At 68.4% G+C, this 11917-nt stretch carries 11 protein-coding genes; 1 reads left to right on the top strand and 10 read right to left on the bottom strand.

All coding sequences use genetic code 11. The features are described from left to right. Nucleotides 1–124: 124 nt before the first annotated feature. A complete protein-coding gene (locus ACFVM3_RS23695) occupies nucleotides 125–1897 on the top strand; it encodes an ATP-binding protein (protein ID WP_378441793.1) in 1773 nt (590 codons plus the stop codon). A 17-nt stretch (nucleotides 1898–1914) separates the two neighbouring features. Here the strand turns inward: ACFVM3_RS23695 and ACFVM3_RS23690 are convergent, their stop codons facing one another. From ACFVM3_RS23690 to ccrA, 10 genes are all read right to left on the bottom strand, one after another. Next, a complete protein-coding gene (locus ACFVM3_RS23690) occupies nucleotides 1915–3066 on the bottom strand; it encodes a sensor histidine kinase (RefSeq protein ID WP_378441792.1) in 1152 nt (383 codons plus the stop codon). Between the two features lie 59 nt (nucleotides 3067–3125). Then, entirely contained in the window at nucleotides 3126–3281 is a 156-nt protein-coding gene (locus ACFVM3_RS23685) for a hypothetical protein (RefSeq protein WP_378441790.1), read from the bottom strand. Between the two features lie 8 nt (nucleotides 3282–3289). Further along, a complete protein-coding gene (locus ACFVM3_RS23680) occupies nucleotides 3290–3571 on the bottom strand; it encodes a hypothetical protein (protein ID WP_378441788.1) in 282 nt (93 codons plus the stop codon). Between the two features lie 34 nt (nucleotides 3572–3605). Beyond that, nucleotides 3606–5363 (bottom strand): MDR family MFS transporter, encoded by a 1758-nt coding sequence (locus tag ACFVM3_RS23675; protein WP_378441786.1) that lies wholly within the window; start codon nucleotides 5361–5363, stop codon nucleotides 3606–3608. Nucleotides 5364–5394: 31 nt separating this feature from the next. Beyond that, complete coding sequence (locus ACFVM3_RS23670; protein ID WP_378441784.1) at nucleotides 5395–5583, bottom strand: hypothetical protein; 189 nt, start codon at nucleotides 5581–5583, stop codon at nucleotides 5395–5397. A 69-nt stretch (nucleotides 5584–5652) separates the two neighbouring features. Beyond that, the gene (locus ACFVM3_RS23665; RefSeq protein ID WP_378441783.1) at nucleotides 5653–6867 is read right to left on the bottom strand and encodes a glycosyltransferase; all 1215 of its coding nucleotides are present in this window, start codon (nucleotides 6865–6867) and stop codon (nucleotides 5653–5655) included. Nucleotides 6868–6907: 40 nt separating this feature from the next. Continuing rightward, on the bottom strand, nucleotides 6908–8155 hold the full coding sequence (locus tag ACFVM3_RS23660) for a nucleotide sugar dehydrogenase (RefSeq protein ID WP_378441781.1): 1248 nt from the start codon (nucleotides 8153–8155) through the stop codon (nucleotides 6908–6910). A gap of 48 nt (nucleotides 8156–8203) precedes the next feature. Beyond that, the gene (locus ACFVM3_RS23655) at nucleotides 8204–8926 is read right to left on the bottom strand and encodes a PIG-L deacetylase family protein (protein WP_378441779.1); all 723 of its coding nucleotides are present in this window, start codon (nucleotides 8924–8926) and stop codon (nucleotides 8204–8206) included. Next, nucleotides 8923–10155: a glycosyltransferase gene (locus tag ACFVM3_RS23650; RefSeq protein ID WP_378441777.1), complete on the bottom strand. Its 1233-nt coding sequence runs from the start codon at nucleotides 10153–10155 to the stop codon at nucleotides 8923–8925. The genes ACFVM3_RS23655 and ACFVM3_RS23650 overlap by 4 nt, the downstream gene beginning before the upstream one ends. 11 nt (nucleotides 10156–10166) lie before the next feature. Beyond that, nucleotides 10167–11429: a crotonyl-CoA carboxylase/reductase gene (gene ccrA, locus ACFVM3_RS23645; RefSeq protein WP_378441775.1), complete on the bottom strand. Its 1263-nt coding sequence runs from the start codon at nucleotides 11427–11429 to the stop codon at nucleotides 10167–10169. Nucleotides 11430–11917 lie beyond the last annotated feature (488 nt).

Genomic DNA, 11917 nt, shown 5'->3' with positions numbered 1-11917 from the left:
GGTAGAAATAATCCCAGGTCACGATAGCTTGGCAAGCTCCCGGTCCGGGACCGACCGGGAGACCTGGGGGTAGTGGATGGATCAGTTCGAAGCGCGTTCGGAGTTCATGAGGAGGTTTCGGCGCTTGCACGCGAGCGCGGGCAGCCCTTCGCTGACGCGGGTCGCGCAGGCGGCCAGCCGTCTCCGCCGTCATGACGAGCGCGGGATGCCGGTCCGGGTTTCCAATCAGCGGATCAGCGACTGGCGGCGCGGGACGAACGTGCCCGCGAAGTTCTCCGCGCTGGCGGTCGTCCTGGAGGTGTTGATCAGGCTCGCCCAAGCGAGCGAGCCCACGCCGGGATTGGCGGGTCTGTACGATTTGAGCAGGTGGCGTGAGGTCTGGGACGCCGCGCTCAACAGCACACCCGCCGCGCCGGCGACGGCCGAGCCGGAGAAGCCGCCGGTCGCCGAAGGAATCGCTTCGCCGTGCCCGTACCTCGGAGCCGAGGCCTTCACGGCGGCGGGCGCGACGTGGTTTCACGGGCGGGAGCACGCCGTCCGGGTACTGATGAACGCGCTGCGCCAGAGCGGCGAAAGGGGTAGTCCGGTGATGCTCTCCGGAGCCTCCGGGGTCGGAAAGACCTCTTTACTCGGCGCCGGGCTCGAATCGGCCGTCGCGAACGGCGCGTTGGCAGGCACAGGGAGGCGAAACTGGTCGATTGCTCGCTTTTGTCCGGTTTCCGATCCGGTCGGGGAACTGACCGAGATCATACCCGAACTCGCGGACGCGTTGACATTTCAGCCCGAATCGTCAGAATTTCGTAAGGTGCTGCGCCAGTCGGCCGAATCGGCCGCCGCGCGCATTTCCGGGGCGGAAGGTGGCCTTGTTCTGGTTGTCGACCAAGCGGAGCTTCTGTTCAGCCGAAATGTCGATGAACGGAACAGCAATCAGATCTTCCGGATAATTTCCGGCTGCGCATCTGTCCGATCGCTACTGGTTCTGGTATGCACGCGCACCGAGAGCAGCGAGGCGTGCCGGGAAGCACTGGAGACGGCGGGAGCGGCGAGCACGCGGCACATCGTCCTCGACGCCATGAACCCGCACGAACTCCGGGACGTGATCACCGAACCCGCGAAGGCGGCCGGGCTCGTGCTGGAGACCGGGTTACCCGAGATGATCCTCGGCGATCTCGGGGTGACGGGCAGCGTGTCCCCCGACAGCGGCACGCTCGCCCTGCTCGCACGGGTTCTGCCGGGGATGTGGCGATTCCGGCACGACGGCGTGCTCACCGCTGCCGGTTACCGGGCCGCGGGCGGGATCAACGCGGCGGTCGTCTCCGCCGACGGGGCCGCCTGGCCGCTGCTGAGTGACGCGGACCGGGCGACCGCCCGGTCCTTACTGCTCCGGCTGATCCGCGTCGACCTCACGACCGGCCAGATCCGGCGTTCGGTGGCCGACCCGGCCGACCTGCGCGCGAGTACGGGTGACGGCGAGGCGGTCGACCGGGTACTCGGCGTACTGGCGGCGGCCAGGCTGATCACCCTCGACGCCGGTTCGGCGCGAATCGCCCATGAGGCGCTGCTGCACGCCTGGCCCCGGCTGAAGGCCTGGATCGACAACGACCGGGCCGAACTGCTCGTCCGCCAGCGACTGGAGGACGACGCCGCGGACTGGCTGGCGAACGACCGCGATCCCGTCCTGCTCTACCGCGGTTACCGGCTGGAGGTGAATCGTTCGCTCACCGGACGGGGCATCACGGTCAGCGGAGCGGCCCAGGAGTTCCTCGACAACTCGATCCGCCACGAAGACGGGATGGCCAGGACCAGGCGGCACATCACGATCCTGCTCAGTTCACTCGCCGTGCTGACCTTGCTCGTCGTGTACCTGCTCCGCGGCTGGCCCGGCCGGTTCGGCTGAGCGGACATCCCGGCCGGTCAGGCGGGGATCTCGACGACGAGACGCCAGGTCCGGTCACCGTCGCCCGGGCCGGCTTCAAGGGTGCCGCCCACCAGTGCCAGCCGTTCCCGCATCCCTATCAGCCCGTAGCCGGACACCGGCCGGTCGTTGCCGAAGGACGCACGGGGGATGTCGTTGCGCACTTCGAGCCGGATGGAGCCGGGGCCGTAGTCGAGCAGAGCGGTGACTTCGCTGCCCGGAGCGTGTTTCGCGGCGTTGGTGAGGGCTTCACGGGTGGCCCGGACCACGGCTACCGTCGGGCCGGACGGCAGCGGCCGCGGGGTACCGGTGGTGGTCAGCCGGACCACGGTGTGGTGGTCACGCCCGAACTGATCGACCAGGTCGGTGAGCATCTCCGGCAAGGAGGCGACATCGTCGCGGAGGGCGGCGACCGCCGCGCTCGCTTCGGCCAGCCCCTCGTCGGCGAGCCGGTTGGATCGCTGGACCCGGTCGCGTGCGGCGGAGACGTCGCCCGCTTCCAGCAAGGAGTCGGCCGCCTTCAGCTGGACGCTCAGCGCGCCGAGCGAATGCGCCAGTACGTCGTGGATCTCCCTGGCGATCCTCGCCCGTTCGCCGAGCACCGCCACCTGCGCCTGTTCCTGCTGCATCAGGGTGTTCTGATGCAGCAGCTGCTCGGCCTGCTCGGCGCGCAACTGGTACTGCCGCTGGTTCAGCCCGAGCAGGGTGAGCAGAAGGATCACCAGGGTGTAGCCCGCGAGATCGCCGAGGCCGGAGCCGCCGACGGCCGAACTGGCCAGTGTGAGCACGAGACAACCGCCGAAGACCAGCCAGATCGCCGATGTGCGGGGAAGGCGCCACGCGGTGTACCGGCCGAGCACGACGCTCACCATGATCACCGCGGTCGAGTCGTCCGCCCAGGCCGCGGCAACGGCGGGCATCGCGGCGGCGAGCACCAGCGCGGCACCGGCGATCCGGGGCCGGTGCTCGACCAGGAAATGGAAGACGAACCAGCAGGCGAGACTGCTGAGGTAGACCACCCACATGGCGATCGAGTCCTCGCGGGCGGTGGCCAGGGTGCCGACCAGCAACCCAAGGCCGACGATCTGCATCACGAGGCTCGCGGGCACGAACGAGGCCGCGTCCCTGCGCTCGCCCCTGGATTCGGACACGCCGAACACGATCACCCCCGGCCGGACATCACCGCGGCCGCCGACCCCGGCAGCGGTTGTCAGCGACGGCCTGCCTTCCGGTAGATGATAACCATCGCCACGATCGCGATGATCACCGCCACGACGACGATGCCCATCTTCCACAGCTTGTCGAGCAGCAGGTGCTCGAGCAGTTCGGTGTCGTCCTTCTCCTCGGCGAGCAGGAGCATCAGCACGGGGTCGCTCACCTTCGCCGGTCGCGATCACTCAGCAGGGAGAACAGGACGCCCAGCAGACCCGAGCGGCCGCGCCGCAGTTCCCGGCGGTTCTCGTACAAGCCGCGCGCGATCGGCCCGACCCGCTCGCGGGCCTTGTCGATGGTCGCCTGGTCCACCGAGCCCCGGCGCTTGAGCATCATCAGCACGGCGAAGGCGATGATCGCCAGCACCAGCACACCACCGGCGATCAGTGCGAAGCGCAACAGCACGAAGTTCATGAAATTCCCACTGTCCACCGCTAGGGACATCACGCTTTCCTTCCGAACGACCTGACGACCGACGCTAGCGCGGCGGACTCACTTCCCGTGCCCGGTCACGGGTGGACTTCGGGTGTACGTGGGTGGAGGTTTCTCCACCCACGGCTTGCTCGGCGTCCTCGGCCGCCGCGCGCTCGGCCTCGGCCTCCTGCTTCAGCAGTTCGGACACGCTCATCTCGCGCAGCGGCACCTCCTTCAGGCACAGGGCGAGGATCAGCGTCACCACCATCACCGCGGCGCCGATCAGGAACCCGAGCTGGAGCGCGTCGGCGAACCCTTCACGGAACGGGCGGACCAGCACCGGATCCATGGTCTTCAGGAAGGACGAGTCCGCGGGCACTTCCTGGCCACCCCGCAGGAACTCGAAGAACGCGCTGTTGTGCGGCGCGGTGACGACCGAATGGTCCGCGGTGAGCGCCGCGACCGCGGGATCGGTCTTGGCCCGTTCGAAGGCGGACGAGATCTTGCCGCCGAGCGTCCCGAAGACGACGGAGAGGAAGAGCGCGACACCGAGCGCGCCCGCCATCTGCCGCAGGAACATCAGCGAGGCCGTCGCCACCCCGGTGTCCCGCGCGGGGACCGCGTTCTGCGCGGCGACCGTGACGGCCTGCGTGCAGCATCCGATCCCGATCCCGAACAGCAGTACCAGCAGCAGCGGCAGCCAGACCGGGGATCCGGTGCCCACGAAGGAGAAGGCGAGCATCCCCGCGGCGGTGACCGCGGCGCCCGCCACCGGGAGGATCTTGTACCGCCCCTTCCGCGAGATCAGCGCCCCGGAGACGGCGGTGGCGATCATGATGCCCGCCATCATCGGCAGCATCACCAGCCCGGATTCCATCGGCGACGCGTCACGCACGAGCTGGAGGTAGAGCGGCACCAGCGAGATGGCGCCGAACATACCGACGCCGACGGTGACGGCGGTCAGTATCGCGGTGCGGTAGGTGGAGATCCGGAACAGCCGCAGCGGGATCAGCGCCGAGTCGCCCGCCCTGCGCTCGACCACGACGAACGCCGCGATCCCGGCCAGCCCGGCCACCAGGCAGATCAGTGCCGCCGGCGACCCCCAGCCCCAGTCGCGACCGTGATCGGCCAACAGCAGCAGGGGCACCACGCCGAGGGTGATGGTGGCTCCCCCGAGGACGTCGATCTTCGGGTCCTGACGTCGGTGCTCCAGGTCGAGGACCTTGGCGATCACGATCATCGCGAGCAGGCCGATGGGCAGGTTGACCAGGAAGACCCAGCGCCAGCCGTCGATCCAGAGGATGCTCTCGGCGTCGGCGAGCAGGCCGCCGACGGTCGGGCCGAGGATGCTCGCGCCGATCCACACCGCCATGAAGTAGCCCTGGTACCGCGAACGGTCACGCGGCGGGACGAGGTCCGCCGTGATCGCGAAGGCCAGTGCCATCAGCCCACCACCGCCGAGACCCTGGATCCCGCGGAACACCGCGAGCTGGTACATCGACTGCGAGAACGTGCAGGCCAGCGAGCCCAGCAGGAAGATCCCGATCGCGATGAGATAGATCCGCTTGCGTCCGAAGATATCGGAGAGCTTGCCGTAGATCGGCGCGGCGACCGTGGAGGTGACCAGATACGCGGTGGTCGCCCACGCCTGCAGACTCAGCCCGCCAAGCCCGTCGGCGATCGTCCGGATCGAGGTGCTCATGATCGTCTGTTCCAGCGCGGAAAGGAACATCCCGGCCATCAGCCCCGGCAGCACCGCCATCACGAGCCGATGCTGCCGCGCCCTTCTCGCCGTCTGTTCCTCCGAAGTGGACGATTCCACGCTTCACCTCATCACGACGGGCGGGCGCCGGTCAGCGCCTGCGTTTGAAGATCATCAGCAGTCCGAACAGGACGATCGCCACCACCAGCACGCCACCGATGATCAGCCCGAAGCGGAGCAGGGCGAAATTCATCAGGCTTTCGCTGTCGACCGCCAGATTCACCGAATTTTCAGCCGTGGTAAGGAAGTTCATTGTTCTCAGTCCTCTCGTGTCGGTCACCACCGACGCTACCGGCGAGGCGGTTGTACCCGCGCCCTTCCACGGTTGTCATTCGGGTGGAGGTTCGTCTCAACCCACCCCGGCCAGAGATTCCAGATGTGCCACCAGATCCGCGATACCGGGCAGGGACCGCATGGCGTCGCGGACGGCCGCCGCCCGCGTCGCGTAGCCTTCGTCGTCCAGGATTCCCCGGCACACCGCCGAAACCGCTTCCGGCGAATCGGCGGTGGCCAGCTCGCCGATGCCGAATTCGTGCAGGCGGCGGCCGTTGTGCTCGTTCTCCCCGTCCTGCGGGACGACCACCATCGGGGTTCCGGCCGCCATCGCCTCGCGGATCCCGTTGTACCCGCCGTGGGTGACGAAGAGGCCGGCGTGCCGGAGCAGCAGAGGCTGGTCCACCCAGGAGGAGACGAGAACGTTGTCCGCCTCGGGCAGATCTTCGACCGTCATTCCGCCGGTGGACACGACGGCGAAGCAGGGCAGCGTCGAGAGCGCCGTGACGAGGGTGCGCACGGCGACGGCCGGATCCGGTCCGCCACCCGTCACGCCGAGCCCGGCGTCGATCGCCTCCTGCGTGGCACCGAACTCGCTGCCGACGGTGGCCAGCACCAGTGGACGGTCCCCGATCCTGGCGGCGAGTTCGGCGGGCAGGCCGCCGTCACGGCCTTCCGCGGACGGTTGCCGGTAGTGGACCGCGGGCGGCACGTCGAAGGCGGCGAACGAGAATTCCGATGGCACGCAATCGATCCGCCCGAAGGTGTAGATCGACCACGGATCCTCCGAAGGCGGCAGCCCGTTCTCGGCGCGGCGCTCGTTGAGCGGGGGCAGCACCCGCACCGGGTCGAGGACGTTGCCGTCACCCGACGGTGCCGAGATGAACGGTACATCGAGCGTTTCGGCGACCAGGACGGCCGCCAGTTCGGCGCCGTCGCGCAGGATCAGATCCGGCTGGAACTCCTTGGCCACCGGCAGGATCGCCTGTACCGCGGTGGTCACGTGCGGCGCCGTGTCGACCCAGGCCATCTGCCCGGCGATGTCGGAGAACTGCTCCAGGAGCCCGGGTGGCGGTTCCTCGCCGGACCGCAGAATCCGCAGGATCGGCGCGAATTTCTCCAGTAGCCCGGGCAGAATCGGGCGTACCTCGGGGAATTCGGCGAACCGGTCGGCGAGCCGCTCGGTGGTGACCACGAGGATCTCGTGGCCCGCCGAGGTGAGCGCCCTGGCGATCGGCAGCATGGAGTTGGCGTGCCCGGCCGAGCCGGTGACACTGACCAGAACGCGCATCGGTGTGTCGCTCCCAAGAGGGTTTCGTCGGTGGGCTCGCTCAGAGCAGGACGCTGTGGTCCGCACGGATGGAACCGGTGGCGTCGAACAACCGCCGGGCCCGCGCGATGAGGTCGAGGTCGAACAGATCGTGCCGTTGCAGCAGCACGGAAAGATCCGCCTCACGCACCGCATCGGCGAGATCCGGCACGCTTTCGATCCGGCCGCCGGGCCAGCTCAGCCCGTCGACGTACGGATCGTGGCAGATCACCTTCGCGCCGCGTTCGAGCAGTGCCTCGGCGATCGGTACCGCCGGGGTGTGCCGGACGTCGTCGGTGTTCGGCTTGTAGGTGATGCCGAGCAGCAGCACCGTGGCGCCGCCGATCGGGCCGCCCTGCTCTTCGATGTCCTTGGTGATGCGGTCGGCCACCCAGCCCGGCATACTCTCGTTGATCCGGTGCGCGGTCTCGGCGACCTGGAAGGCCATGCCGAGTGTCCCGGCGTGGTGGATCAGGTAGAGCGGATCCGCGGGGATGCAGTGCCCGCCGACCCCCGCCCCCGGCCAGAACGGCTGGAATCCGTAGGGTTTCGTCGCGGCGGCGGCCACGGTGTCCCAGACGTCGATCCCCATCCCGTGGCACAGCTGGGAGAACTCGTTGACCAGCGCGATGTTCACCTGGCGGTAGGTGTTCTCCAGGATCTTCGCGGCCTCGGCCTCGCGCATCCCCCTGGTGACGTGGACCGAGGTCACCTGCCGGTAGAACGCGGCAGCCCGCTCGGCGCACGCCGGGGTGAGACCGCCGACGACACGCGGGGTGTTGCCGATCCGGTACCGGGTGTTGCCGGGGTCGATCCGCTCGGGTGAGTAGGCGAGGTTGAAGTCGACGCCGGCCAGCAGACCGGACCGTTCGAGAATGGGCTGAAGCAGCCCGTCGGTGGTACCGGGGTGCGTGGTCGATTCGACGATCACGAGCTGTCCGGCGTGAAGCCGTCCGGCCACCGTCTCGACGGCGCTGGTGAGCGGCGCCAGATCGGGTTTGTCGCCGTCGACCGGGGTGGGCGCGCAGATCACGATGATCGAGCATCCGGCGAGCACGTCCGGATCGGTGGACGCGCGCAGTGTGTCTCGCAGGGATCGGATCTCGGCGTCGGTCACGGTGTCGACCGGCGAGCGGCCGCCGTTCACCGTCTCGACGCGGGACGGGTCGATGTCGAAACCGACGACGTCGTTTCCCGCCTTGGCCAGTTCCACGGCCAAGGGCAGTCCGGCGTAACCGATGCCGACCATGCCGACCTGATGGCTCCCCATGGCGGACCTCCTGAATTCCACGGGTGAAGCGAAAGGGACGCGCGCTCGTCAGTAGGCGAGGCGGTAGGGAACGAAGGATTCGGCGTACGCGCAGTTCATCGAGGAGCCGGTGGCGGCGTCGATGCCGCGGATCTGCTCGACGGACCGCGGTCCGCTGGAGCGCATCTGCGTGCCGTAGGCGCGCAACGCCTCTTCTTTGGCTTCCCAGTGGCGGGAAGTGTCGACGTGCAGCCACCAGGACTCGTTCACCGCGGACCAGCGGTCCTCGACGCCCCGGTAGCCCAGGACGATCCGCGGGGTCGGCTTGAGACCGGCGGGCTGCACCCGCGCCGCGGCGAACGCGGCGCGGTGCACGGCCTGGTGGTCTTGGTGATAGCCGCCCTCGGACGGGATGAACAGCGCGTGCGGCCGGACCGCGGCCAACGAGGCGACCTCGTGCTTCTCGATGAGGTCCACGAGTTCCCGACGCCGGTTGCAGATGTCCATCGTGCCGGTCTCGTCGATCCAGGCGATCGTCGCGCCGGTGACCCCGAGCGCGGCGCAGGCCTTGTCGAATTCCTGGTTCCGCACCGAGGGATCGCTGGAACTGCCCCACATCTTGGCGGCGCGCACGGTCACGCACAGGACGTGCACCTCGACCCCTTCGGCGGCGAGCCGGGCGACGGTGCCGCCGGGGCCGATGGTCTCGTCGTCCGGATGCGGGGCCACCACGAGCGCGCGGTCGCCCGGCCGCAGACCGAGCGCGGCGACCGCGTCCGGGCGTCCGGTCACGACCGGGCCTTGGCGGCCTTGTCCACAAGGGACTCCAGATACCCGACCACCGACTCGACGCCGGGCAGGCCGAGCATCTTCCGTTGTGCCGTGCGGATGTTCTGGTGGATGGTCTCGTCGTTCAGCACGCTGTCGCACACCTTCGCGATACCTTCCGGGCTGACATCGGTGATCCATGCGCCCAGACCGAGTTTCGCCAGCCGTTCGGCGTTGTGGTGCTCGTCGCCGAACTGCGGCAGCGCGGCCATCGGGACGCCGGCGCGGATACCCTCGCGAATGCCGTTGTAGCCGCCGTGGGTGAGGAAGAGCTGCGTCACCTCGAGCAGCAGCGGCTGCGGGACGAAGTCCATGATGTGCACGTTCGGGCCGATCTCGATCCCTTCGACCTTGACCCCGCCGGTGGACACCACGGCGTGGCAGTCGATCGTGGACAAGGCCTGGACGATGCGGTACAGCGTCTCGACCGGGTCGATCATGCCGTCGGGCAGGCCGATCCCCCGCTCCTGCATTTCGAGCAGCACGGGCAGCGAGGTGCCGACCGAGGCCAGGACGATCGGCTTGTCACCGGAAAGGCCGGCCAACTCCGGGGGAAGCGAGTGCTTCATCGCGCCCAGCATCGGCTGCCGGTAGGTGATCGCCGGCGGGACGTCGAACGCGGCGAAGGAGTACTCGTGCGGAACGCAGTCGATCTTGCCGTGCGCGTAGATCGACCATTTGCCGGTGCGTTCGGGGAGGCCGACTTCCTTGCGCCGCTCGTTGAGCAGCCAGCCGGCGCCGTCGGGGTCGACGACGTTGCCGGTGCCCGAAGGTGCGGAGACATGCGGGATACCGAACTTCTCGGCGATCAGCACGCCGGAGAGTTCACCGCCGTCACGGAAGACGAGGTCCGGCTTGAACTCCTCGGCGAGCGGGAGCACGGCACGGTAGGCGCCGGTGACATGCGGGCCCGCGGCGAACAGCATCATCTTGACCCGCGGGTCGTCGAAGACCTCGGGGCCGTACTGGGTCTCGCTCGTGTTGGCGAGGACCTTCCGCACCTCCGCCACGATGGCGTCGACCAGGTTCGGCATCGCGGGTTCCACCCGTGCGCCCGACCCCTCGAAGACCACCGCCAGATGCGATGGCAGCACCACCAGCACCTCGTGCCCGGCGTCGACCAGGCCGCGGACCACCGGAAGCACCGCGCGGGCGTGGCCCTGCGATCCCGTGATCGTGGAAAGAACGCGCATGAACTGACCCCTCAGCTTCCTGATCCGGCGGTGAACGTGGTCTCGCCGCGCCGAGCGGCGTTGACGAGGACCGCCATGTTCCCCATCGGGTGGTTGTTGTCGTGGAGCATCTGATGTGCGTCGCCGATTTCGGAGAACGAGCCGCAGAACTCGACGCACGAATCGATCCGGCCGTCCGAGACGAGCTGGAGGAGCTCCCGGTTCTGCTTGTTCGTCGACCCGTGCGAGCCCTGGACGCGCTTGGACCGCATCCACAGGTAACGCAGGTCGATGTCGCCGTTGTAGCCGCTGGTCCCGCCGCAGAGCACGACCATCCCGCCGGTGTCGCAGACGAACAGCGAAGTCGGCAGCGTGTCCTGACCGGAGTGCTCGAGCACGATCTTGGGGGCCTTGCGTTCGCCGAGGATCTCCCAGATCTTCTTGCCGAACCGCCGGGCCTCGGCGAGCCAGGCGCGGGAAGCCTCTTCGTCACCGGTGTCGGGCAGCCGCCCCCAGTGGGAGAACTCCTTGCGGTTGATGACACCCTTCGCGCCGAGCTTCAGGCAGTATTCGCCGCGCACGTCGTCGGAGACGACCGCGATCGGGATACCGCCGCGGTATTTGACGAGCTGGATGGCCGCCGAACCGAGTCCGCCGGCGCCGCCCCAGATCAGGACGGGGTCGCCGGGACGGACCGTATGCGGATCCCAGTGGGTCAGCATGCGGTAGGCGGTGGCGGCGGTGACGAGCAGACTGCCGGAATCCTCCCAGGAGAGATTCGACGGCTTCGGCAGGCATTGGTATTCGTCGACGAGCGCGAATTGCGCGAACGAACCGTAATTGGTCTCGTAACCCCAGGCCTGGATACTCTTGAGGTACAAGGGGTCCGCGCCGAGCCGCAGATCGGGGTCGTTCTCCTTGTACTGACCGCCGGACATGACCACCGGGTCGCCGACCTTGACGTGCTCGACGCCGTCACCAACGGCCCACACCACGCCGGAACCGTCCGAACCGCCGATATGGAAGTCTTCGGTGGCCCCGAACATCTTCTGGCGCATGGCGATCACGTCGATCGGTCCGCCGCTGGCCGCCCAGACGTTGTTGTAGTTGATCCCCGCCGCCATGACGTACACCAGCACCTGGCCGCGGCCGGGCTTCGGCACGTCGACGACCTCGGTACGGAAGGCGTCCTTGGGCTGGCCGAACCTGTCCTGGCGGATCACGGAGGCGTACATCTTCTCGGGTACCTCGCCCAACGGCGGGACATCCCCGATCTCATACAAGGCTTGAGCCATCGATGATTCCTTACCTATTAGGGCGGATACCGGCACCCGGGGTCATTTCACCGGGGATTCGCGGAAATTCTCTCTATGCGAAGAAAATTATCGAGCGGCCGGAGTGCGGACAACCCCTACCCGCCCCTACCCCGACCCCGCTCACCTGGCCCGATGGGCGAGGTCGCGAGTGGGCGTTCCGGGTTCTGACGAGGTTAGAGGCCAAGGTGGCGTGTTGCGTGCCGGAGACCGGCCTGCCGGTCCGATCGGGCGCCGGACTGTCCACAAGGGAAACCAGGACCATCTCGCGCGCCCGATTCGGGCGCTTTGCCAGAGGGGTAAGGCAAGCGTGGCGTGTCCGACACCTCTGCGGCGAGCGTTCTCCCGAAGCCGGCGCCCCCTGCCGACGTCGCGAAAGCCCCGTTCGGGACCCCCGACGGCGCGCAAGTGGCTTTCGCGACACAGCCGGCCCACCCGCCCCGATCGACCCCCCCGGAGCGGGTACCCAC

The sequence above is a fragment of the Amycolatopsis sp. NPDC057786 genome, from assembly GCF_042797905.1.
Taxonomy (GTDB): domain Bacteria; phylum Actinomycetota; class Actinomycetes; order Mycobacteriales; family Pseudonocardiaceae; genus Amycolatopsis.
Note: the sequence above shows the minus strand (reverse complement) of the source record. Positions and strands in the feature narration are given on the sequence as shown.

Coding starts and splice junctions, on each gene's coding strand:
- ccrA (WP_378441775.1), bottom strand. CDS start 11,429: ATGGCTCAAGCCTTGTATGAGATCGGGGATGTCCCGCCGTTGGGCGAG.
- ACFVM3_RS23650 (WP_378441777.1), bottom strand. CDS start 10,155: ATGCGCGTTCTTTCCACGATCACGGGATCGCAGGGCCACGCCCGCGCG.
- ACFVM3_RS23680 (WP_378441788.1), bottom strand. CDS start 3,571: ATGTCCCTAGCGGTGGACAGTGGGAATTTCATGAACTTCGTGCTGTTG.
- ACFVM3_RS23660 (WP_378441781.1), bottom strand. CDS start 8,155: ATGGGGAGCCATCAGGTCGGCATGGTCGGCATCGGTTACGCCGGACTG.
- ACFVM3_RS23665 (WP_378441783.1), bottom strand. CDS start 6,867: ATGCGCGTTCTGGTCAGTGTCACCGGCTCGGCCGGGCACGCCAACTCC.